Consider the following 22,837-nt stretch of genomic DNA (forward strand, 5'->3'; position numbering starts at 1 on the left):
CGGGCGAACCAGGTTCAGGCGACCAGCGAGTCGTAGGCCGACCAGAAGCCGGGCCAGCTCTTCGACACCACGTCGGGGTCGGCGACCTCGATGCCGTCGACCACGGTGCCGAGTACGGCGAACGCCATCGCCAAGCGGTGGTCGTGATGGGTGTCGAGCATGGCGCCGTGGAGCCCGGCAGCTCCCCCGCCCACCGGCTCGATGTGCAGGCCGTCGTCGGTCACCGTGACGGCCGCGCCGAGCTTGCCGAGCTCGGCGGCGAGGTCGCCCAGACGGTCGCTCTCCTTCGCCCGGATGAACCCCACACCACGGATCGTGGTGGGCGTCGAGGCCACGGCCCCGACCACGGCGAGCGTCGGCACCAGGTCGGACACGTCGGCCATGTCGGCATCGACACCGAGCAGTGGATCGTCGAGCGAGCGGCGGATGCCGATGCCGTCGACGCCGTGGAGGACGTCGCACCCCATCCGGGCGAGCAGCGATGCGAACGCCATGTCGCCCTGCGGCGACAGCATCGTCAGCCCGGGGATCGTCACCGTTCCACCGCACACGGCGGCGATGGCGAGCGGGTAGCTGGCCGACGAGGCGTCGGGCTCCACGTCGTACTCGCGGGCCACGTACCGTCCCTCGGGCACGATGATCGAATCGGCGGTCACCTCCACGCCGGGCACGCCGAAGTCGGCCATCACCCGGGCGGTGAGCTCGACGTAGGGCACCGAGACCAGCGGCGACGACAGCTCGATCCGCAACCCGCCGCCCAGGCACGGGCCGATCATCATCAACGCCGACACGAACTGGCTCGACACGTCACCGCGCAGCACGACGGATCCCCCCTGCCGGAGGGGACCGGCCACCTGCACCGGCAACCGGCCCTCGCCCTCCTCGTAGGTCAGCGTGGCGCCCAACGAACCGAGGGCGCCGTGGAGCGCACGCATCGGGCGGGCCCGCAACGGCGCGTCGCCGTCCACCACCACCGGCCGGTCGGCCAGCGCCGCCAGCGCCGTGACGAACCGGGACGTCGTGCCGGCCAGCGCCGCGTGCACCCGCTCGGTCACCGGGGAGAACGCCCCGCCGCGGCCGGCCACGGTGGTCGAACCGTCGGCCGCGGTCTCGCACGCGATGCCCAGGCCGGCGAGGGCCCGCAGCATCGCCGTCGTGTCATCTCCGTCGGGGAGACCGCGCACCGTGGACTGGCCACCGGCGAGGGCGGCGATGGCGAGCGCCCGATTGGCGATGCTCTTCGACCCGGGCACGGAGACGGCTCCCTCGACCGCGCGCCCGAAGGCCCGTAGCCGCTTCACGAGAGCGGGGTGATCGCCGGGCGGAAGCCGTGCGAGGCCAGGGCGTCGCGATAGCGAACGGCGGCATCGGCGTCGACGAGGACGACGGCGACACCGGTGTTGCTCTCGGCCAGATGCACCACTTCGAAGCTGGCGATGTTGACGGATTCGCGGGCGGCCAGGGTGAAGATCTCGGCCGCTGCGCCGAGGCGGTCCGGGATCGGGATGCGCACCTCGGCGAGCTGCTCCGGCCGGCTGATGCGGCTGGGCAGGTTGCTCCGGGCGGCGCGTGCTCGCTGCAGACGGCCGAGGAGCCCGTCACGGTCGGACGTGCTGACGATCTCGCGCATGTCGGTGAGCCCGTCGATCAGCCGGTCGAGCGCCGACACGATGGCCGGCCGGTTCTGTTCGCAGATGTCGAGCCAGATGTCGGGATGCCCGCTGGCGATGCGCGTCATGTCGCGGAAGCCGCCGGCCGCCAACCGCAACAGAGCCGCGTGCTCCTCGGCGCCGTCGGCCGCCACCCCCATCAGGCTCGCCGCCGTGAGATGTGGGACGTGGCTCACCACGGCCACCATCTCGTCGTGTCGCGCCGGCGTCATCGCCACCATCTCGGCGCCGAGCAGGCGCACGGCCTTGGTCACCATCGACAGCGTCACGTGCGAGGTGGCCGGCGTGGGTGTGAGCACCCAGACGGCACCGTTGAACATCGATGCGTCGGCGCCGTCGAGCCCCTCCAACTCGCTGCCGGCCATCGGATGTCCACCGACGAAGCGCTCGTCGTCGACACCGGTACCGACGGCGCCCTTCACGCTGCCCACATCGGTGACGACCCCGGTTGTCGCCTTGAGCGCATGCTGCACGGCGTCGACGGCGGCGAGCACCGGCACGGCGACGAACGTGATGTCGGCGTCGGCATCGATGCCGGCCTGGTCGACCACGCCCCGCCGGACGGCTTCGGCGGCCCGACCGTCGACGACATCGTCGCCGCTGACGTGCCAACCGTGGGACCGCAGACCGAGGGCGATCGAGCCGCCGATCAGCCCGAGGCCGACCACGTTGGCCCGCATCGGCCCACCTGCGGCGTCGTCGCTTGTCACGTCGTGCGATCGTACCGGGGCGGTGGCGACGCCACCCCGGCCGATTCCGGCCGTACCGGCGGCGACGCGTCGCAGGCCGGACCGAAACCTGCGTCCGGATCAGTCGGGCCGACGGTTCATCCGGGCCCGGCGCTCGGCTCGCGACGGCTTCACCGCGGTGGCGACGGCCAGGCTGCGCACCTCCTCGTCGGTCAGCGGCCGCCACGTTCCCGGCTTCAGGCGCCGGTCGGACAGGGGACCGATGCGGGTGCGCACGAGCCGTGCGACCGGAAAGCCGACGGCGTCGCACATGCGCCGGATCTGACGGTTGCGGCCCTCGTGGATGACGATGCGCAGGACGCCAGGCGACGGCTGTGACACCTCGGCGGGCGCGGTGCGGCCATCGTCGAGCTCGACGCCGTCGCGCAGGGTGCGGATGGCGCCGGCCGGCACCTCGCGGGAGCCGCCCAGGCTCACCTCCACGAGATACTCCTTCTCGAGGCCCGTGGACGGATGGGCGATGCGATTGGCCAGCTCGCCGTCGTTGGTGACGATGATGAGACCCTCGCTGTCGGCGTCGAGGCGGCCGACCGGATAGACCCGCGGCTCGGGCGGAAGGTCGTCGAGCACCGTGGGCCGCCCGTGGGTGTCCTTCGCCGTGGTGACCACGCCGGTCGTCTTGTTGAGCAGGTAGTAGACGAGATCGGCCTTGGTGCCGACCGGTGCCCCGTCCACCTCGATCAGGTCGCGCTCGGGGTCGACGCGGCGCCCGAGCACGGCGACCTCACCGTTGACGGTGACCCGCCCGGCGGCGATCAGCTCCTCGGAGACCCGGCGGCTACCCCAGCCCCGCGTGGCCAGCACCTTCTGCAGCCGTTCGCCCTCCGGCGACGCCTGCTCCCAGAGTGGAGGCTCGGTCACGCGATGAACGCCTCAGTCGTTGCTGATGCGGAGCCCGGACTCCAACGCCTCGACGACGTCGGCACCCGGGATGAAGTCGGCGATCGCCGGCAGTCCGTTGATCGAGTCCAGGCCCAGCCGCTCGAGGAACTCGCGGGTGGTACCGAACAGCACCGCCTGGCCGGGACCGGTGTCGCGGCCGACGGCGTCGATGTAGCCGCGCGACTGCAGCGTGCGCAGCACGCCGTCGGGATCGACGCCGCGGATCGAGGCGATCTGCGCACGGGAGATCGGCTGCTTGTACGCCACGATGGCGAGCGTCTCGAGCGCCGCGCCCGACAGCCGGGCCCGCTGATCGTGCAGGAGGAAGCGCTCGACGTACGGGGCCAGGTCGCTGTGGGTCTGGTAGCGGTAGCCACCGGCGACGCGGACGAGCTCGAAGCCGCGGTTGGCGGCCCGGTACTGCTCGGCCAGCTGCTCGCACCACGCCTCGACGTCGACGACGGGCCGCTCGATGAGCTGGGCGAGGACGTCGGGCGCGACGGGGTCGTGGGCGACGAGGACGACCGCCTCGATCGCCCGGAGATAGTCGGCCTCGGGCGTCTCGCCGACCGCGGCCAGCTCCGGCTGCGCCACCTCGGCCGGCTCCCCGAGGTCGAGCGGTTCGGGTTGGGCGGGGACGACGTCGACCCCGGCAACGGGCTCGTCGTCAGCGCGCGGTTCAGCCTCGGCGACGACATCAGCGTCGGCGGCGAGCTCGGCCTCGGGGGCGACCTCGGCCTCGACCGGCGTGGCGACCTCGGCATCAATCGTGACCTCGGCATCAGCGGCGACCGCGTCGTCCTCCGCCTCGACAGCGGGATCAGCGGGTGCGCCGGCATCTCGAGTGACCGGTGAGTCGAACGGGTCGGACATGCTTCGCCCCCTTCCTCTCGTCAGCCTTCGTAGGAGTCGACGGCCAATGCCATCGCCTCGGCGGGGTCGCCACCAATCCATTCCACCTGGATATCACCGAAATGCACCGGTTGATCCAGTTCGACCAATCCCTGCTTGAACATCTCGAGGACGGCCAGGAACCGGACGATCACGTCGAGCCGTTCGCCCAGGTCGGCGGTGAGCCGCCGGAACGAGATGCGTCCGACCCGCGGCAGCTCGTCGATGAGCTCGGCGACGGCGTCGGCCACGCTGACCCGCACGGGGGCCACGTGGAACAGGTCGATGCGCGGCACCGGCTTGGGCGTGAGGGCCCGGACGGCGGCGTCGTGGAGGCGTTGCGGGGTGACGCCGGCCAGCAGGTCGGGGGCGACGTCGGCGAACCGCTCGTCGGGTCCGACCTCGCGCGGCGCGCTCCGGCCGGCCATGTCGGTGAGCGTGCCGAACACGGCGGCGACGTCCTTGAAGGTCTTGCACTCGAGCAGGCGGGCCAGGAGCAGGTCGCGCTCCTCCCACAGGGCGAACTCCTCGTCGAGATCGACGTCGGCCCGGCCCGGCAGCAACCGGCGGGCCTTGAGCTCGACCAGCGTGGCGGCGATGAGCAGGAACTCCGTGGCGACGTCGAGGTCGAGGGACTGCATCCTCTCGATCTCGGCCAGGTAGGCGTCGACGATCCGCGCCAGATTGACCTCGTAGAGGTCGACCTCCTCGGCCAGGATCAGCTGGAGGAGCAGGTCGAACGGACCCTCGTAGACGGGTGTCGCGACGTCGATCGCCATGCCGGACCCAAACTACACCGGTGAAACACGGACCGCACGGACCGCGCGACCCCCAGTAGCGTTGAGTGCCGTGACCAGAGTCCTTTCCTGCATGCAGCCCACGGGCGACGTCCATCTCGGGAGTTACCTGGGTGCGCTGCGGAACTGGGTCACCGGTCAGCACGACCGCGACGTCTTCCACGGGATCGTCGACCTCCACGCCCTCACCGTCATGGACGTGCCCGACGTCGTCGGCCAGCGCACCATCGAGCTGGCGGCGATCTTCTTCGCCGTCGGCCTCGACCCCGACGTGGCCACGATCTTCGTGCAGAGCCACGTACCCGAGCACTCGCAGCTGGCGTGGCTGATGGAGTGCAACGTCAGCTTCGGCGAGCTGTCGCGCATGACGCAGTTCAAGGACAAGTCCTCGAAGCGCCAGGGCGACTTCATCTCGGCCGGTCTGTTCACGTACCCGGCCCTGCAGGCCGCCGACATTCTCCTCTACGACGCCAACGAGGTGCCCATCGGGGACGATCAGCGACAGCACGTGGAGATCACGCGAGAGATCGCCGTCCGCTTCAACCATCGCTTCGGCGACGTGTTCGTGCTCCCCGAAGCCGTCACCCCCAAGGCCGGCGCCCGGGTGATGGACCTGCAGGATCCGACGTCGAAGATGTCGAAGTCGTCCGCCACCGACAGCGGCATCGTCTACCTGCTCGACGAGCCCGACGTGATCATGCGCAAGTTCAAGCGGGCGGTCACCGACTCCGACAACGAGGTCCGCTACGACCGGGCGAACAAGCCGGGCGTCAGCAATCTCCTCGACATCCTCGCCGCCGTCCGCGACACGACCGCCGAGGCCGTGGCGGCCGAGTTCACCCAGTACGGGCCGCTCAAGACGGCGGCGGGTGAAGAGGTGGTCGAGCGTCTGCGACCGATCCGCGAGCGGGCCAACGAACTGCTCACCGACCGGGCCGAACTGGCGGACCTGTTGCGGAAGGGGTCGGGCAAGGCCCGCGAGATCGCCTCGGCCACGCTGAAGCGCGCCTACGACGCGGTCGGACTCGTTTCCTGCTGAGTCAGCGCCTGACGGGTCGAGCCTCCTGAACCCGATCGACCGGCGCATCGTCGCGCTCGCCATCCCGGCCCTCGGCAGCCTGGCGGTCGAGCCGCTCTACGTGCTCGTCGACACGGCGATCGTCGGCCGCCTCGGCACCGCCCAGCTGGGCGGGCTGGCCCTCTCGGCCACGGTGCTGTCGCTGGTCGTCAGCGCCTGCACGTTCCTCACCTACGGCACCACCGAGCGCGTCGCCCGTCGCGTCGGCGCCGGTCAGGCGGCGGCCGCCGCCGACGTCGGCGTGCAGGCGATCTGGCTCGGTGCGATCGTCAGCGTCCCGATCGCCGTTGCCGTGGGGCTGGGCGCGCGGCCGCTGGCGGTCGCCCTCGGCGGCTCCGACGACGTGCTCGGCCACGCGGCGACGTATCTGCGGATCTCGGCGGTGGCCGTCCCGGCGGTGGTGTTCATGCTGTGCGCCCAGGGTGTGCAACGAGGCGTGTCCGACTACCGCACGCCGATGGTCATCCTGCTCGCCTCCAATGCGGTCAACGCTGTGCTCGAGGTGGTGATGGTGTTCGGGCTCGATCTCGGCGTGCCCGGCTCGGCCTGGTCCACGGTGATCGCCCAGGTCCTCGCCGCCGCTGCGTTCGTGGTGGTGATCCGCCGCCACCTCCGTCCGGCCGAGCATCGGCGGCCGAGTTGGCACGGCATGCGACCCCTCGTCACCGCAGGCCGACACCTGATCCTCAGGTCGGCGTCGATGCTCGTCGTGCTCGTGGGCGCCACGTCACTCGCATCCCGCACCGACGACGCCACCCTCGGCGCCCACCAGATCGTGGCCAGCATCCTGACGTTCGTCGCTCTCGCCCTCGACGCCCTGGCGATCCCGGCCCAGACGCTCGTCGCCGACTCGCTCGGGCGCGACGACCCTGCCTCGGCCGCCGGCATCAACCGGCGGGTCGTCCGCTTGACGGTGTGGTGTGCGGCGCTCGCCGGTGCCGCGATCGCCGCCACCGCTCCCCTGCTCCCGCGCGCCTTCACCGGTGACGGGGCCGTGATCTCCCGGGCCTCCGCAGCGCTCGCCATCCTCGGCCTCGTCGTGCTGCTGCCCGGCGGCATCGCCTACGCCACCGACGGTGCCCTCATCGGCGCCGGCGACTACCGCTTCTTGGGGCGGGCGTCGTTCGCCTACCTCGCCGCCCTCGTGCCGATCGGCGCCGTCATCCTCCTCACCGATGCCGGCATCACGGCGATCTGGCTCGCCATCGCCACCTGGATGGTGCTGCGGGCCATCGTGAACATCATGAGAGCGCGTCGACTGTTCGGGACGTGACTGCGCCGTGACCGGATGCGAGCGCCCGGGAGGGCTACCGTCCGGGACATGCGCCCACTCATGCCCCTTCGTCGCGGCCCCGCCCTCGCCGGTGTCGCCATGCTCACGATGCTCGGATCCGCAGCGGTCGCCTCGGCGACCGAACCGCAGCCTCCGACCGACACGAGCGTGGGCGCGGCCTCAGAGTTCGACGTCCCGGGAGGCGTGGCGCCGGAGGTCCTGCAGGAGGGCACCTGGTTCGACGACCAGGGACGCCTGTACTTCCCCGAGAACAGCGACCAGAGCGCCGAGAAGGATGCCGCCTTCTGCTCGTTCGTCTTCGGCACCCCCGAGGAGGTCGCCGCAGTGCTCGGCCTCGACGGGGAGTTGGCCATCGCCGAGAACAGCGGCCTGGTCAATCTCGGCGGTGGCGGGATCGGGTACTCGTGCGGCTACGTGCCGGCCGACAGCGAGGACGCGCTCGAGATCGCGACCGACTCCACCGGCCCCGGCCCCGGCGCCGAGTCCGAGCCGGCGACCACCGGCGACGCTCCGGACACGACGAGCGACCCTTCGGACACGACGAGCGACGCGGCCGACGATGACATCCGCCCACTCGTGGTGTTCGCCCTGCTGTCGGAGCCGCTGGACATCGATGGCATCCCCGAGGGCTACGCCGAGCTGTTCCAGGTCGAAGGAGCCGACAGCGAGTACTCGGGGGCCCTCGGGCTCTCCACCGAGTACGACGGAGACCCAATCGACGAGGCCATCGCCCAGGCCTGGCTGACGACAGCGCGCGACCGCCTGGCGTAGCCGAGCCCCTGTGCGGGTCGTGTTCACGCCCCGCACACGTTGCAGAGAGTGTTCACAACCCCGCAGGTCAGATCGAGTCGTCGGCGGCCTGGAGGGCAGAGGCGGCATCGGGCGGACCGCCGCCGCCGATGAGGGCGATGGTGAGCGCCGACGAGCCGGCAGCCGCCGCCAGCTCGGCCCCCATCGCCTCGTGATCGTGGTACAGCCGGAAGCGGCGGGTGCGTGGCCCCGCCACCGTGGCCACCACGCGGCCGAACGTGCCGAGCCCGCTGCGCACCTTGCCGACGTCGTGCAGCAGGGCGGCGGCGACCTCGTCCCGCACCGCCGACGGCCGGGACGCCACCAACCGCCGGGCGACCTCGATCGAGTGACGCCGATCGGCGACCGGCATCGACGCCCACAGGGCCAGCTCGCCCGCGCCGAGCTGGCTGCCGACCCACGCGTCGTCGTCGGCCGACGGCGGCCGCCGCGACAGCGAGGTGGCGAAGCGTCGGGCCAGGTGGCCGAGGCTGGAACGGTTGGGCTCGGTCATGGCAGTCCCGCGCTCACGAGGCCATCCGGGCCCGCGGGTGGGCCTCGCGGTACACCTGCCACAGGCGCTCCTGGCTCACCTTGGTGTACACCTGCGTGGTCGAGATCGAGGCATGGCCGAGCATCTCCTGGACCACGCGCAGGTCGGCACCGTGATCGAGCATGTGCGTGGCGCAGCTGTGCCGCAGGACGTGCGGCGACAGTGCGTGCAGAGGGTCGAGCCGGGCGCGCTTGCCGTACTTCTTGATCAATGCCCACGCCGCCTGTCTGGTCAGCCGGGCACCCCGGGTGTTGAGGAACACCGCCTGGGCATCGTCGCGATGACGCCACTGGACCGGGGCCAGATCGACGCGACCCCCGGGACCGAACCACGCGTCGAGCGCAGCGGCGGCCGTGCGTCCGAACGGCACGATCCGCTCCTTCGACCCTTTGCCGAACAGGCGGACGAGCTGGCCGTCGAAGTCGATGTCGCCCATCGACAGGCCGCACACCTCCGAGATGCGCGCGCCGGTGCCGTAGAGCAGCTCGAGGAGGGCGCGATCGCGGCGCGCCACCGGATCGTTGCCCGTCACCGCGTCGAGCAACGCCGTGACCTCGGCCTCGCTGAGCGGTTTGGGGATCCCCGACGGCACCTTCACGCCCTCCAGGTCGGCGGTCGGGTCGTCGCTGCGCTCGCCTTCGAGCACGAGGTGCCGGTGGAGCATGCGGATCGCCGCCAGCTGCCGGGCGACCGACGACGGTGCCAGGCCCGCCTTGCGCCGGGCGTCGACGAACTCGATCAGGTCGTCGGGTTCCACCGAGTCGAGCGCCAGACCCCGCTCGTCGAGCCACTCGGTGTACCCCGTGAGGTCGCGCCGGTAGGCGGCGACGGTGTTGGCCGCCCGTCCGCGCTCGGACACCATCCAGGCGAGGAACTCCTCGACCTCGATGGGGACCATCATCCGCCCCGGAGGCGCCGTTCGGCGAGGAGGATGCCGACGACCGACTTGGCATCGACGATGCGGCCCGACTCGATCCACTCGATCGCCTCGCGCAGCGGGATGTCGAACACCTCGCTGTGGCGCTCCTCGGGGCCGTGAGGGCTGGCCGCGGTGGGCGTCAGCTCGGTGGCGAGAAAGATGGAGTTGGTCGAATCGGTCATGCCGGCGCTCGGATAGATCGTGCCGAGTGGTTCGATGCGGCCGGCGATCAGCCCGACCTCCTCGACGAGCTCGCGCCGGGCATTGTCCTCGTCCGCCTCGCCCTCGACGTCGCGCACGCCGGCCGGGATCTCGACGACGATCTCGTCGTGGGCCGCCCGGTACTGCGAGATGAGCACCACCCGCGGTTCCTCGCGGGCAGCGTCGTCCGCGGCGTACACGATCGGGACGACCGACACCGCCCCCGACGTTCGGAAGACGAAGCGCTCGAACCGGTCACCGCTCGGCGACTCGAAGGTGCCGGCGACGAGGCGGTAGACGAATCCCGACCAGATCTCGCGTTCGTCGACCTGGCGGAAGCCGCTCACGACACGCCGGCAGACACGGCGTGGGGGACGCCGGCGCCGAGGCGCTGCTCACGGAACGTGAGGGCGTGGGCGATCAGCTCGCGGAAGAGCGGGTGCGGCCGGTCGGGGCGGCTCTTGAACTCGGGGTGGGCCTGGGTGCCGACCCAGAACGGGTGGTCGGCCAGCTCGATGAACTCGACGAGGCGGCGGTCGGGCGACGTGCCCGAGCAGACGAACCCGTGCTCGGCGAGCCGGGCCCGGTAGTTGGCGTTGAACTCCCAACGGTGGCGATGCCGCTCGCTGACCACCTGCTCGCCGTACGCCGCGGCCACCTTGGTGCCGGGCTCGAGCACGGCGTAGTAGGCGCCGAGCCGCATCGTGCCGCCCTTGTCGGACACGTCGCGCTGGTCGTGCATCAGGTCGATGACGGGATGCGGCGTCGTCGGGTCGAACTCGGTGGAGTTGGCGCCCGTGAGGCCGACGACGTTGCGGGCGAACTCGATCGTCATCGTCTGCAGGCCGAGGCAGAGCCCCAGGCACGGGAGCAGCTCCTCGCGGGCATACCGGGCGGCGGCGATCTTGCCTTCGACGCCCCGGGCGCCGAACCCGCCCGGAATCACCATGCCGTCGAGGTCGGCGAGTCGCCCGTCGGCGAGCAAACCTTCGACCTCCTCGGCCTGGATCCAGTCGATCTCGACCGCCGCGCCGTGGTGGAACCCGGCGTGCTTCAACGATTCGACGACCGACAGATAGGCATCGGGGAGCTGGACGTACTTGCCGATCAGGCCGATGCGGACCGGCCGCGTGGCCGACTCGACGAGCTGCACGACCGACTCCCACGGCCCGAGATCCAACGGGTAGGCGTCGGTGTCGATCCGCAGCACCTCGCACGCCACGTCGTCGAGCCCCTCGTCGTGGAGGATCAGCGGCAGCTCGTAGATGTTGCGGGCGTCGGCGGCGTTGACCACGGCCTTGGCGTCGACGTCACAGAGGTTGGAGATCTTCACCTTGAGGTCGTCGGAGAGCGGCTCCTCGCTCCGGCACACGATGAGGTCGGGCTGGATGCCTCGGCTGCGCAGCTCGGTGACGGAGTGCTGCGTCGGCTTGGTCTTCTGCTCCCCCGACGGCCCGATGAACGGCACCAGCGTGACGTGCACGTAGCACACGTTGTCGCGACCGGCCTCCTTGCGGAACTGACGGATCGCTTCGAGGAACGGGAGGATCTCGATGTCGCCGACTGTGCCGCCGACCTCGGTGATCACGACGTCGATGTCGTCGGTGGCGATGCGCGAGATGCGGCGCTTGATCTCGTCGGTGATGTGCGGGATCACCTGGACCGTCTTGCCGAGGTAGTCGCCGCGGCGCTCGGCGGCGAGCACGGCCTGGTAGATCGAGCCGGTCGTGGCGTTCGAGTTGCGCGTGAGGTTCTCGTCGGTGAAGCGCTCGTAGTGGCCGAGGTCCAAGTCGGTCTCGCCGCCGTCGTCGGTGACGAAGACCTCACCGTGCTCGTAGGGGTTCATCGTGCCGGGGTCGACGTTGATGTACGGGTCGAGCTTCTGCATCGTCACCCGCAGGCCCCGCAGCTTGAGCAACCGGCCCAGCGACGAGGCGGTCAGCCCCTTGCCCAGCGAACTTGCAACCCCACCCGTCACGAAGATGTGCTTTGGCATCGGCGTGCGCCTCCCGTCTCGAATCACGACGGGACATCATCCTACCGCGCCGCGAGGGACCGCGTGGGGAACCGCGTGTCACACCCCGTTGCTGCGCGGTGTGCTGTGCCGGCAGCTACGCGTCAACCGACATCACCGGTGGCCGCCGGATCGCGAGGAATGGGTGGCGGCACCGATGCCGCGTGGTCTCGTCGTTCCGTACCGTCGCCTGCATGCCCTCGCTCACCGGATCGGCCCCCGACGACACCGTCTCCACGTGCACCGCCGATCCGGCCACGGGCGGGTTCCTCCGCCCCGCTCCCCCCTCCCCCGGCGCCGACCAGATGTTCGCCGCCGATGTCGACCGCCATGGATACGTGACGACGCCCATCCGCCTCTGGGCACACGTGCCGGCAGCCGACACCGCCGTCCGCACCCTGCTGGACACGCTGGCCGGTGCCGGGGGTCTCACCCAGCGTCAGTGCGCCATCATCGGCACCACCACCGCCGCGGCCCGGGCGGACGCGTCCGGCTCCCTGGCGTGGGGTACCCGGCTCGCCCGCCACGTCGGACCCCACGTGGCCGGCGAGGTCCTGCGAGGCATCGACGACCACCTCGACGAGCCCGACGCCGCCCTGGCGCGCTGGGCGCGGCGGGTCGTGGCGACGCCGAACGGCACGAGCGGGCCCGACGTCGACGAGCTCCGGCAGGCCGGGTTCGGCGACACGGCGATCTTCGCCGTCACCGCGTTCGCCGCGCTTCGTATGGCGTTCAGCACCGTCAACAGTGCGCTCGGCGGGCGGCCCGATGCGGCGATCGCCCAGTTCGCTCCCCATCCGGTCCGCAACGCGGTCACATACGGCCGCACCCCGGACATCGACCCGCCGAGGTCGACTCGTGTGCCGGGCGTCTGATCGCCGCCCCGTCCCCGCCGGCCGCCACCGCCCTCACCATCCGCCGGCCGGGACGGGCGACCACCCCACGAGCAGGACCATCAGCGGGCGAGGAGCTGGCGGGCGTGGCGTTCCGCGGCCGCGCCACCCTCGTCTCCCGACAGCATCCGAGCAATCTCGCTGACGCGACGGCGGCCGTCGATCACGGTGGCCGACGTTGTCGTCGCCCCGTCGGCGACGCGCTTCTCCACGGAGATCTGGGTGTCGGCCGCCGCGGCCACCTGGGGGAGGTGGGTGACGACCAGGACCTGGAACGCCGCCCCGACCTCGGCCAGGGCGCGGCCCACGGCGGTGGCCGCCCCGCCACCGATGCCGGCGTCCACCTCGTCGAACACGAGCGTCGCGACCACCCCGCTGCCCGGCTGGGCGGGCAACTCGTGACCGATCATCACGAGGCGGAGGGCGAGCATCGTGCGGGCCAGTTCGCCCCCCGATGCGATCTTGGTGAACGGCAAGGGCGGCGTGCCGGGGTTCGCCGCCAGCAGGAACGTCACGTCGTCGCCCGCCCCGGAGTCGGCCACCGTGACCTCGACGACGGCATTCGGCATCGCCAGGTCGGCAAGGCGTTCGGTGATCGCCGTGCCAAGTTCAGGCGCGGCCGCCTGGCGCTGGGCCCGCACCGCCCGAGCGGCGGCACCCACCTCCGCCAACGCCTCGCGCCGGGCGGTGTCCAGCGCCTCAGCGCGTTCGTCGAACCGCTCCAGCTCGTCCACCCGCTCGGCCACCTCGCGGTGATACTGCATCACCTCGGCGAGGTCGTCGCCGTACTTGCGCTGCATGTCGTGCAGGAGCTGGCGGCGTTGCCGGACGGCTTCGAGCCGCTCGGGGTCTTCGTCGATCGACTCGGCGGTGTCGCGGATACCGGCGGCGAGGTCGTCGAGCTCGGCGAGCACGTCGGCCAGACGATCGGCGTACTCCCGGTAGGGCGCGCGGCCGGCGATCGCCGCTGCCGCCGCCGCCAGCGCGTCGCGACCGCCACCATCGCCCGTGAGCGCCTCGTGGGCGATCGCCCCCGTCTCCTTGTGCTCGACGGCTCCCGCCAGCGTGTCCTCGGCGGCCTCGAGCGTTGTGTCCTCGTCCGGATCGCTGATGTCGGCGGCGTCCAGCTCGGCCAGCTGGTAGCGAGCCACGTCGAGTTGCCGAGACCGCGTCCGCTCGTCGCCGCCGAGCGTCGCCAGCTCGGCCTCGATCTCGGTGACGCGGGCCCGGGCCGCCCGCAACGGAGCGAGGTCGACGCCACCGAAGGCATCGAGCGCCTCGCGCTGGCTGGCCGGCGACAGTAGCCGTTGATGGGCGTGCTGGCCGTGCAGATCGACGAGGTCGGCTGCCGCATCGGCCAGGGCGGCCACGGTGGCCGGGCGGCCGTCGACGTAGGCCCGCGACCGCCCCTCGGCCGGGACGACCCGGGACAGCACCACTTCGTGGTCACCGCAGACGAAGCGGGCATCGACGCGCGCCTCGGCCGCGCCATGCCGCACCACGATCGACTCGGCCCGGCCGCCGACGACGAGGTCGAGGGCCTCGACGAGCATCGTCTTGCCCGCGCCCGTCTCGCCGGTGATCGCCGTCAGCCCTGGTCCGAGCACCAGGTCGGTCCGCTCGATCACGCCCAGGTTCTCGATGTGGAGTTCGGTCAGCACACCGGGTTCCCGTCCTCGTGTCGCATCACGGGGGACGGTAGCGGGCCGCGTGGCGGGTTCTCGCCGCCGCCGCCCTCCGAGATAGTGCCAGGCACTATCTCGGAGACCGTGCGGCGCGCGTGGGTGACTGTTGCCGCCGCGTGTCGATGTCGGCGGAGCTCAGCGGTCGGCGAGACCGAATTTGGACTTGAGGATCTGGTGGTACCGGTACGGCCCGAAGCGGACGAACCGCGCCGTCGCCTCGGCCGGCCGGCAGCTCACCACGTCGCCGGCGTCCGCCGTGATCACCACCCGTCCGTCCACGCACACCTCGGCTCGGCGGTGCCCGGCCACCTCGATGTCGACCACCTCGGACGGGTCGAGCACCAGCGTGCGGTCGAACAGCATGTGCGGCGACACGGGGGTGAGCAGCAGCGCCCGGTGGCGGGGCGACACGATCGGGCCGCGCGCCGACAGCGAATAGGCCGTCGATCCGGTGGGCGTGGAGACGATCAGGCCGTCGGCGGCGTAGCTCGTGAACGGCTCGCCGTCGATGCGGGCGATCAGCCGCACGGTGTGCCCGGCGGCCGAGCGCTCGACGACCACCTCGTTGAGGGCCCGCCACGTGCCGCGCCGCTCCCCGCCACGCAACACGTCGATGTGCAGCATCAACCGCTCGTCGAGGTGCCACCCGCCGGCCTCGCTACCGGCCACGAAGCGGGCGACTGCGTCGTTCAGGTCGGCCGGTTCGACCTCGGTGAGGTAGCCGAGCTGACCGAGGTTGACCCCGAGCAACGGAACGGCGGCACCCTCCAGCGCTCCGACCGCTCGCAGCATCGTCCCGTCGCCGCCCAGCGAGATCACCAAGTCGGCGTCGGCGAGCGGTCGGTCGGCGGCCAGGTGGGCAAGCCCGAGCTCGTCGCCGTCGTCGTCGATCACCCAGCCCTCGTGACCGTTGTCGGCGAGCCACTTCATGAGGCCCTCGATGAGCTCGACCACCTCGGGCCGCTCGTGATGGGCGCAGACGGCGACGCGCGTCATCGGCGTGCCCCGTCGCCGGCTGCAGTGGGTCCCGAGGTCGGCGCCGTCGCGTGGACGAGGAACTCGACGTTGCCCTCGCCGCCCTTGATCGGCGACTCGCTCCATCCCTGGACGTGGCAGCCGGCAGCCTCGAGCGCGGCGCCCACCTCGGCCTGCACCCGCTCGTGCACCGCGGGGTCGGTGATGATGCCCCGGCCCTTGCTGACCTCGGCCCGACCGGCCTCGAACTGCGGTTTGACGAGCATCACCATGGTGGCCCCAGGCTTGCACACGCCGACGAGCGCCGGGATGATCGCCGTGAGCGAGATGAACGACACGTCGACCACGACGCCGTCCACCGGACCGCCGATGGCCGCGGCGTCGGTGGTGCGCATGTTCGTCCGCTCGAGCACGGTCACCCGATTGTCGTCGCGCAACTTCGGGTGCAGCTGGCCGTGGCCGACGTCGAGGGCCACGACGTGGGCGGCGCCGCGCTGGAGCAGGCAATCGGTGAACCCGCCGGTGGAGGCGCCACAGTCGAGGTAACGGGCACCGGTGACCTCGACGCCGAAGTGGGACAGCGCGGCGTCGAGCTTCTCGCCACCGCGGCCGACGAACCGCGCCGGTGGGCCGGCGACGAGCACGTTGTCGGACGGGGCGACGAGCCGGGCCGGCTTGTCGGCCACGGCACCGTTCACGTGGACGCGCCCGGCGGCGATCAGGTCGGTGGCTGCGGCCCGGCTGGGCGCCGCCCCGGAGGCGACGAGCTCGAGATCGAGGCGGCGGCGAGCGGCCATCCGTGCAGTCTGCCCGACGAAGCCGAACGTGCGACGACGGGACGTGCCGGGCACATCCCGTCAGGTTCGGCTCAGGCCTTCTTGGCGGCGGCCGCCTTCTTGGCCGGTGCCTTCTTGGCAGCGGCCTTCTTCGCCGGCGCCTTCTTGGCAGCCGTCTTCTTCGCCGCGGTCTTCTTGGCAGCGGTCTTCTTCGCAGCGGTCTTCTTCGCAGCGGTCTTCTTCGCAGCCGGGGCCGGCGCAGCGGGGGCTGCCGGCTTGGCCGGCTTGCCGCCGGCGATGCGGCCGACGACCGCCTCCAACTGCTCCTCGACGTCGTCGACGCGGCCGGCAAGCCAGCCGATCTGCTTGGCGACCTCGCGCTGGACGACCTCGGCGATCGCCGCCGACGTCTCCTTGCCGCGCTCGATCAGGGCGCCGATCACCTTCTCGGCCTCGCCCCGGCGAACCTCACCGGCCTGGACGAGGTGCTTGACGGCCTTCTCGGCCTGGGCGCGCTGATCTTCGGTCGCCTGGAGACCGGTGTCGATCAGCTTCTGAATCGGATTCTTGGCCATGGCCCCAAGGTTACTCGCCAGTAGCAAGCATCGCGCTCGCGACCGCGCTCAGGTCGAATCCGTCGAACGCGGCATCCATCTCGATCGCCGCCGCCGGCGCCGTGTTGCCGGTCCGGACCAGCGCGAAACGGCAGGCGAGCAACTCGGCGAAGAGGCCGTCGGTGCTGACCTGATCGCCCACCATCACGAGACCCCTGATGAACGCGGCGTCGTCGTCGAGGGAAATGCCGAGATGCGCGGCCACCGCCTCCGCGGCGGCGCGATGCGGCTTGCCCGCCACCTCGGGCTCACGTTGCGCCGACGCGGCGAGCGCCGCGACGATCGCACCGGCCCCGGGTACGCGGCCCGCAGGAGTCGGGAACAGCGGGTCCCGGTTGCACGCGATGAACCGGGCACCACGCTGCAGCGCGGCGACGGCGATGCGCAGCCGCTCGTAGTCGAACGTGCGATGGAGCCCGACGACGACGGCATCGACGCCGTCGGCCGCCCCCGCCTCGTCGGAACCGTCGATCGACACCGCACCGGCCGACAGCACCGCCTCGTGTACGCCGGCACCGCCGCACACGAGCACACGCTCGCCTGGCGACACCAGCGCGGCGGCAGCCGTCGCCGACGAGATCACGTCACCCGACGCCTCGATGCCCACAGCGGCGAGGGCCGCGGTGTGTTCGGCGATCGTCGGGGCTGACGAGTTCGTCACGAAGACCACCCGTCGTCCCGCCGCCCGCAGCTTGTCGATCGCCTCGACCGAACCGGGGATCGGCACACCGGCCAACCACACCACGCCGTCGAGGTCGCACAGCACCGTGTGAACCGGAGACCCGGTCGCCACTGACATGGCGGTCAAGGTAGTGGCGTGCCAATCTGAACGTGTGCCGCGCTTCGAGCCCTTCCGTGCCCTCCGCTACGCCGCGTCCGATCTCGACGATCTCATCGCTCCGCCCTACGACGTCTTGTCCCCCGACGACGTCGCCGAGCTGGCGGCGCGGAGTCCGAGCAACATCGTCCACGTCGACGTGCCGGCCGGCGGCGACGAGCGCTACGAGAACGCCGCGAGGGTGCTCGCCGGTTGGGTGGATGACGGCGTGCTCGTGGCCGACGACGAGCCGTCGTTCACGATCTACCGAATGCTGTTCACCGACGCGACCGGTGCCGACCGGGCCCTGGTCGGCGTGCTCGGCGGGCTCGAGGTGGTCGACGTCGGAGCCGGCGGTGTGCTGCCCCACGAGCGCACCACGCCCAAGGCGTCCACCGATCGCTTCGACCTCACCCGGGCGACGTCGGCCAACCTGTCACCGGTGTGGGGTCTGTCGCTGGCGGCCGGCCTCAGCGAGCTACTCGCCGAGCCGGGCGAGCCGGTCGGCGAGGTGATGGTCGACGGCGTCCGCCACATCGTCGAGCGGGTGTCGGATCCGGAGCGGGTGGCGGCGATCCGGGATCACGTGGCGCCGCACGACGTGCTGATCGCCGACGGCCACCACCGGTACAGCATCTCGCGCACCTACCGCGACGAGGTGCGGGCGACGACCGGCCACTCCGACACGCCGGCCGAGCAGACCTTGGCGTTCATCGGCGAGCTCGTCGCCGAGCAGCTCAGCGTCGAGGCGATCCACCGCATCTACACCGGGGTCACGGCCGACGAGCTGGCGGCGACCCTCGCCGGGTCGTTCGACCTCACGCCGATCGACGATCCGACGCCGGCCACGCTGGCCGCGATGGTCGCCGAAGGGTTCCTCGTGCTGATCACGCCCGAAGGCGCGCAGCGTCTCGACGCCAAACCCGCCGCGTTCGACGGCGTGCGGGCCATCGACGGCGCGTGGCTCGAACACGCGCTAGCGGGCAGCCCCGCCGTCGTCGACTATCAGCACGGCCTCGCCGAGGTGACCGCAGCCGTCGAGTCGGGCCGCGCCGCGGCCGCGGTGCTCATCCGGCCGGTCAGCGTGGCCGAGATCGAGCGCACGGCACGAGAGGGCGTCCTCATGCCCCCGAAGTCGACCTTCTTCACGCCAAAGCTGCGCACCGGCTTCGTCATCCGCCCCCTCTCTCAGACCTGAGGTCCGCGCGCCGGCTTGGGCAGCTCCGACGTGGGGCTGCGACATCGGAGTGCGAGTTGAGATGACGCTGGAGAATGCTTCGGCGCCGTAGGCGGCCGGACTTTGCGGCGCTCCTGTCGCTTTCGTGGGTTGTGAACGGTGGAAGTGCGTACGGGGTGGCGCTCTGGGAGCGCGCTGGGTCGGCACTTCGGCGGGGCCGTCGCGCCTGTCTCGTCTTCTGCTGGCCGCAGGTTGGGCTGTGTCGCCGGTGGCGGCTCCTGCTCCGAAGGTGAGGTGATCGACGTCAGTGGCCGGGTGGAAGCTGGACCACGTCGAGATTCTGGGGCTCGATCGTGCCATTCGGTGATCGAGGGCTGGATCGTGACGAAAACCGTCACGATCCAGCCCCCGAAACATCCCCGCGAGCCGCGCCGGCGTCGAGACCCCGAAGTGGGTGACGGAGAGTGCGGCAACCGCAACCGGCGACCCAAACCGTCCCGTCGCACCGACAAGGTGCCGGCGTCCGACGACGGCACTCCAGCTTCAGGAGCAGACAATCGTGCCGCAGCACAGCGATCACACCTGTCCCTGACCCACCGGTCCGACAAGGGCGCCGTAGGCGGCCGGGCTCTGCCGGCCGACTACGGCTGCATCGAGCGGGGGTTCGAAAGGGGAGAGCTTGCTCTCCCCCCTTTCAGCGAATGACGAAAAAGGCCTGGCCGGGCACGAGGGCCTGGAGGACGGCGACGAGGTCGTTGTTGTTCAGCGAGACGCAGCCGGCCGTGGGCTTGCTGTTGCCCGCCGCGTCGTAGCTGTGGCGATGGAGGAAGATCGCCGCGGCCAGCGGAGGCTCGCCGGCCTGGTCGCCCGAGCGGTTGGGCCCGAGGTTGGCCCCGATGATCGCCGCACGCGAGTAGGCGTTCTGGTAGTTGATCAGGAACTCGTCGTCACCGGTGCACGTAGCCGCCGTGCGGGTGACGAGCGTGTTGTACGCCGCCGTGTTCGGCGTGGCCACCCAGCAGTCGCCGTTGCGGACCTGGCGCCACGTGCCGTGCACACCCGGGTTGACGCCGTTGCCGAAGAACTGGAACGTCTGGCCGTCAGGAGCGGTCATCGAGCCGAGCGGGAACACACCACCGGGCGTCGAACCGTCGCCGGAACGGCGATTGGCGAGCGGGGTGACGCCGCTGCGACCGACGCGGCCGCTCATGTTGGACCGGGCACACGTCCACGCCGAGCCGTTGTGGACGTACAGGTCGACGTCGGCGCGAGTGCCGCTGGCCGTGACGACGACCACCTGGCGAGCGCCGGCCGGCAGGCCGGATTCGGGCGGCGTGCACGTGGCTCCCCCACCGCTCGTGCCGCCACCGGTGGAGCCGCCTCCCGTGGAACCGCCCGACCCCCAGATGCCAAGCGCCGTGCCGGTCTGGCGGCCGGCGATCCCGTCGACGTACAGGCCCTTGGCCTGTTGGAAGCGCACCACGGCGCCGCGCGTCTGGCTGCCGAACGCCCCGTCGACCGGACCCGGGGAGTAGCCGTTCGCGGCCAACGCCTGCTGGAGACAACGCACCGGCGCGCCCGACGAGCCGACTCGCAGCGACGAGCTGATCGTGCATCCCGCTGGTGCCGGCGCGCCACCGCCACCGGACGACCCACCGGTCGATCCGCCCCCTGTGCTGCCACCGGTGGATCCGCCGGTGCCCCAGATGCCGAGCGCCGAGCCGGTCTGGCGGCCGACGATGCCGTCGACGTACAGCCCCTTGGCCTGCTGGTAGGAACGCACGGCCCGGTAGGTCACCGACCCGAACTTGCCGTCGACGGGCCCCGAGTTGAAGCCTTGCGCGTTCAGCGTCTGCTGGAGGCACTGCACGGCCGGCCCGGTCGATCCGAGGCCGAGGTTGGCGGAGATCGAACAGGCAGCCGACGCGACCGGAGACCCAGCCGTTCCCGCCGCCACGAACACCGCCGACAGCGATGCGATGGCCATGGCGACGGCGCCCACCCGCCGACCGATCGAGGGGCGCGCTCCGCGCCGGTGGGGTGAAGGCATAGCCGCCAGTATGTCAGGCGCGGTCAGGCGCCGACCAGGGTGGCGCCGACAGTGTCGGCCGGCACCGTCGCCGACGTGCGCTCCACGAGCACCGCGCCCGGTGTCGGGGTGACCCACACCTCGTCGCCGACCTCCAGGCCGAGATGCCGAGCCTCGGCCCGCGTGACGATCACCTGAACGGGGGCGTCACCGGCCCCATCCACCTGGATGTCGACACGGACCTCGAAGCCGACGCGGACGAGACGCCTGATCGCGCCGAGTGCCGCTCCTGCCGACGGCCTCCGCTCGATCACCAGGTCGTGGGGCCGGACGAGCTGCCCGTGGAGCGACGTGACGGGTCCGAGGAAGCTCATCACGAAGTCGTTGGCCGGGGCGTCGTACAACTCGTCGGGAGTCCCCACCTGCTCGATGCGCCCGTCGTTGATCACGACGATCTCGTCGGCCACCTCGAGCGCCTCTTCCTGGTCGTGGGTGACGAACACCGTGGTCACGTGCACCTCGTCGTGGAGGCGGCGGAGCCAGTCACGCAGCTCTTTGCGCACCTTGGCGTCGAGCGCACCGAACGGCTCGTCGAGGAGCAGCACCTTGGGCTCGATGGCCAGCGCCCGGGCGAGCGCCATGCGCTGGCGTTGACCGCCCGACAGCTGCGAGGGCAGGCGATCGGCGAAGTTCTCCAGGTGCACCAGTTCGAGCAACTGCTGCACCCGGTCGCGGATCTCGTCCTTCGGCTTGCGGCGGATCTCCAGCCCGAACGCCACGTTCTTGGCCACGGTCATGTGCTTGAACGCTGCGTAGTGCTGGAACACGAAGCCGACGTTGCGCTTCTGCGGCGCGAGCGACGTGGCGTCCACGCCTTCGATCTCCACGATGCCGGCGTCGGACGTCTCGAGCCCGGCGATCACCCTGAGCAGGGTCGACTTGCCGCCGCCGCTCGGGCCGAGCAGCGCCGTGAGCTGTCCGGTGGGGATGCTCACCGAGACGTTGTCGAGCGCGACGAACGACCCGAAGTACTTGGAGATGTTGCGAACTTCGATACTCACTGTTTCCTCTGCGTTCCCCGGCCACGCAGGCCGCTTGAACGCCTCGGTCGGAGCAAGCTCCTCCCTCGGCTTGACCGCTCGAACCCCAGGACGCTCGCTGGCGCTCGCTGAACTGGGATCATGCCGATCCCTTCGATGTCGTGCGGCCGCTGTGGTTCGGCCGCAGGAGGGAAACGACGATGATGCACACCACCGACACGGCGGCGAGCACGAAGGACATGGCGTACGCCTCGGGCTGGGCGAAGTTGCGGTACTTGTCGTCGACGACCAGCGTCGCCGTCTGGGTGCGGCCGGCCACGTTGCCCGAGACCACCTTGACGGCGCCGAACTCGCCGAGCGAGCGGGCCAGGCTGAGCACGACGCCGTAGACCACCGCCCATTTGATGGCCGGCAGCGTGATACGCCAGAACGTCTGCGGCGCGCTGGCGCCGAGGCTCTTGGCCGCCTGCTCCTGGTCGGTACCGACCTCGTGCAGCACGGGGACGACCTCGCGGATCACCAGCGGGAGCGACACGAACGACGTCGCCATCACCATCGCCGGGACGGCGAAGACCACCTGGAAGGCGTGGTCCTCGAGCCACGGCCCGAACCATCCGTTGCGCCCGCCGTAGACCAGCATCAGCGACAGGCCGACGACCACGGGCGAGACCGACAGCGGCAGATCGACGAACGCACTGAGCAGGCGCCGGCCCGGGAACCGGTAGCGGACGAGCAGGATCGAGACGCCGACACCGAACACGGTGTTGATCAGCACGGCGAGCAGGGCGATGCGCGCGGTGAGCCAGAGGGCGCTGGTGACGTCGGGGTCGCTGAACGCGTCGCCGAGCGACTGGAAGCCGTCGGCGAAGGTCTCCTTGGCGACGAGGCTCACCGGCCACGCCACGAGCAGGAACAGGTAGCCGATGGCGAGCACCCGGAACACCCACCTGGTGGAGCTCTTCCGCCGCGTGGTGCGGCGCGGCGGCGCGATCAC

The 22,837-nt window shown here is 71.3% G+C and carries 22 protein-coding genes; 5 read left to right on the forward strand and 17 right to left on the reverse strand.

Annotated elements, in window-relative coordinates; genetic code table 11:
• Positions 1–14: 14 nt before the first annotated feature.
• The 5 genes from aroA to DN771_RS15270 form a co-directional block, all read right to left on the reverse strand.
• A complete protein-coding gene (gene aroA, locus DN771_RS15250) occupies positions 15–1,301 on the reverse strand; it encodes a 3-phosphoshikimate 1-carboxyvinyltransferase (RefSeq protein ID WP_227462365.1) in 1,287 nt (428 codons plus the stop codon).
• Entirely contained in the window at positions 1,298–2,380 is a 1,083-nt protein-coding gene (locus DN771_RS15255; RefSeq protein ID WP_162941990.1) for a prephenate dehydrogenase, read from the reverse strand. Before DN771_RS15255 ends, aroA begins: the two co-directional genes overlap by 4 nt.
• A gap of 99 nt (positions 2,381–2,479) precedes the next feature.
• A complete protein-coding gene (locus DN771_RS15260; RefSeq protein WP_227462366.1) occupies positions 2,480–3,280 on the reverse strand; it encodes a pseudouridine synthase in 801 nt (266 codons plus the stop codon).
• Between the two features lie 12 nt (positions 3,281–3,292).
• Positions 3,293–4,174 (reverse strand): SMC-Scp complex subunit ScpB, encoded by an 882-nt coding sequence (gene scpB / locus DN771_RS15265; protein WP_116998407.1) that lies wholly within the window; start codon positions 4,172–4,174, stop codon positions 3,293–3,295.
• A 20-nt stretch (positions 4,175–4,194) separates the two neighbouring features.
• Positions 4,195–4,971 carry a segregation and condensation protein A gene (locus tag DN771_RS15270; RefSeq protein ID WP_116998408.1) on the reverse strand — a complete coding sequence of 259 codons (777 nt, stop codon included), beginning with the start codon at positions 4,969–4,971 and terminating at the stop codon, positions 4,195–4,197.
• A 70-nt stretch (positions 4,972–5,041) separates the two neighbouring features.
• On the opposite strand from DN771_RS15270, the gene trpS reads away from it, so the two are divergent.
• From trpS to DN771_RS15285, 3 genes are all read left to right on the forward strand, one after another.
• Complete coding sequence (gene trpS, locus DN771_RS15275; protein ID WP_227462367.1) at positions 5,042–6,028, forward strand: tryptophan--tRNA ligase; 987 nt, start codon at positions 5,042–5,044, stop codon at positions 6,026–6,028.
• Between the two features lie 61 nt (positions 6,029–6,089).
• Complete coding sequence (locus DN771_RS15280) at positions 6,090–7,340, forward strand: MATE family efflux transporter (RefSeq protein WP_276113778.1); 1,251 nt, start codon at positions 6,090–6,092, stop codon at positions 7,338–7,340.
• A gap of 48 nt (positions 7,341–7,388) precedes the next feature.
• A complete protein-coding gene (locus tag DN771_RS15285) occupies positions 7,389–8,132 on the forward strand; it encodes a hypothetical protein (protein WP_116998411.1) in 744 nt (247 codons plus the stop codon).
• A 67-nt stretch (positions 8,133–8,199) separates the two neighbouring features.
• On the opposite strand, the gene DN771_RS15290 is transcribed toward DN771_RS15285, so the two are convergent.
• The 4 genes from DN771_RS15290 to DN771_RS15305 are packed head-to-tail and all read right to left on the reverse strand — an operon-like array spanning position 8,200 to position 11,819.
• Positions 8,200–8,664 (reverse strand): HD domain-containing protein, encoded by a 465-nt coding sequence (locus tag DN771_RS15290; protein WP_116998412.1) that lies wholly within the window; start codon positions 8,662–8,664, stop codon positions 8,200–8,202.
• 13 nt (positions 8,665–8,677) lie between these two features.
• A complete protein-coding gene (locus tag DN771_RS15295; protein WP_205528609.1) occupies positions 8,678–9,601 on the reverse strand; it encodes a site-specific tyrosine recombinase in 924 nt (307 codons plus the stop codon).
• Entirely contained in the window at positions 9,601–10,170 is a 570-nt protein-coding gene (locus DN771_RS15300; RefSeq protein WP_116998414.1) for an NUDIX hydrolase, read from the reverse strand. The genes DN771_RS15295 and DN771_RS15300 overlap by 1 nt, the downstream gene beginning before the upstream one ends.
• Positions 10,167–11,819: a CTP synthase gene (locus tag DN771_RS15305; protein ID WP_116998415.1), complete on the reverse strand. Its 1,653-nt coding sequence runs from the start codon at positions 11,817–11,819 to the stop codon at positions 10,167–10,169. The genes DN771_RS15300 and DN771_RS15305 overlap by 4 nt, the downstream gene beginning before the upstream one ends.
• A 212-nt stretch (positions 11,820–12,031) precedes the next feature.
• Between DN771_RS15305 and DN771_RS15310 the strand changes: the two genes are divergently transcribed.
• Entirely contained in the window at positions 12,032–12,712 is a 681-nt protein-coding gene (locus DN771_RS15310; protein ID WP_205528610.1) for a carboxymuconolactone decarboxylase family protein, read from the forward strand.
• Positions 12,713–12,792: 80 nt separating this feature from the next.
• Here the strand turns inward: DN771_RS15310 and recN are convergent, their stop codons facing one another.
• From recN to DN771_RS15335, 5 genes are all read right to left on the reverse strand, one after another.
• Positions 12,793–14,391, reverse strand: a complete 1,599-nt coding sequence (gene recN, locus DN771_RS15315) for a DNA repair protein RecN (protein WP_116998416.1) — start codon at positions 14,389–14,391, stop codon at positions 12,793–12,795.
• A gap of 159 nt (positions 14,392–14,550) precedes the next feature.
• The gene (locus DN771_RS15320) at positions 14,551–15,411 is read right to left on the reverse strand and encodes an NAD(+)/NADH kinase (RefSeq protein WP_162941992.1); all 861 of its coding nucleotides are present in this window, start codon (positions 15,409–15,411) and stop codon (positions 14,551–14,553) included.
• The gene (locus DN771_RS15325; RefSeq protein ID WP_162941993.1) at positions 15,408–16,187 is read right to left on the reverse strand and encodes a TlyA family RNA methyltransferase; all 780 of its coding nucleotides are present in this window, start codon (positions 16,185–16,187) and stop codon (positions 15,408–15,410) included. Before DN771_RS15325 ends, DN771_RS15320 begins: the two co-directional genes overlap by 4 nt.
• A gap of 71 nt (positions 16,188–16,258) precedes the next feature.
• Positions 16,259–16,741: a hypothetical protein gene (locus DN771_RS30080; RefSeq protein ID WP_193615374.1), complete on the reverse strand. Its 483-nt coding sequence runs from the start codon at positions 16,739–16,741 to the stop codon at positions 16,259–16,261.
• 10 nt (positions 16,742–16,751) lie between these two features.
• Positions 16,752–17,579: an HAD-IIA family hydrolase gene (locus tag DN771_RS15335; RefSeq protein ID WP_116998419.1), complete on the reverse strand. Its 828-nt coding sequence runs from the start codon at positions 17,577–17,579 to the stop codon at positions 16,752–16,754.
• A 34-nt stretch (positions 17,580–17,613) separates the two neighbouring features.
• Here DN771_RS15335 and DN771_RS15340 point away from each other — a divergent pair, with 34 nt between their 5' ends.
• Positions 17,614–18,795 carry a DUF1015 family protein gene (locus DN771_RS15340; protein ID WP_116998420.1) on the forward strand — a complete coding sequence of 394 codons (1,182 nt, stop codon included), beginning with the start codon at positions 17,614–17,616 and terminating at the stop codon, positions 18,793–18,795.
• 673 nt (positions 18,796–19,468) lie between these two features.
• Here the strand turns inward: DN771_RS15340 and DN771_RS15345 are convergent.
• The 3 genes from DN771_RS15345 to DN771_RS15355 all read right to left on the reverse strand — a co-directional run bounded on the left by DN771_RS15345 (position 19,469) and on the right by DN771_RS15355 (position 22,837).
• Positions 19,469–20,824, reverse strand: coding sequence for a peptidoglycan-binding protein (locus tag DN771_RS15345; protein WP_116998421.1), 1,356 nt, complete (start codon positions 20,822–20,824; stop codon positions 19,469–19,471).
• A gap of 23 nt (positions 20,825–20,847) precedes the next feature.
• Positions 20,848–21,864: a sulfate/molybdate ABC transporter ATP-binding protein gene (locus DN771_RS15350; RefSeq protein WP_116998422.1), complete on the reverse strand. Its 1,017-nt coding sequence runs from the start codon at positions 21,862–21,864 to the stop codon at positions 20,848–20,850.
• Positions 21,865–21,982: 118 nt separating this feature from the next.
• The gene (locus DN771_RS15355) at positions 21,983–22,837 is read right to left on the reverse strand and encodes a sulfate ABC transporter permease (protein WP_420810930.1); all 855 of its coding nucleotides are present in this window, start codon (positions 22,835–22,837) and stop codon (positions 21,983–21,985) included.

The sequence above is a fragment of the Desertimonas flava genome, from assembly GCF_003426815.1.
Classification (GTDB): domain Bacteria; phylum Actinomycetota; class Acidimicrobiia; order Acidimicrobiales; family Ilumatobacteraceae; genus Desertimonas; species Desertimonas flava.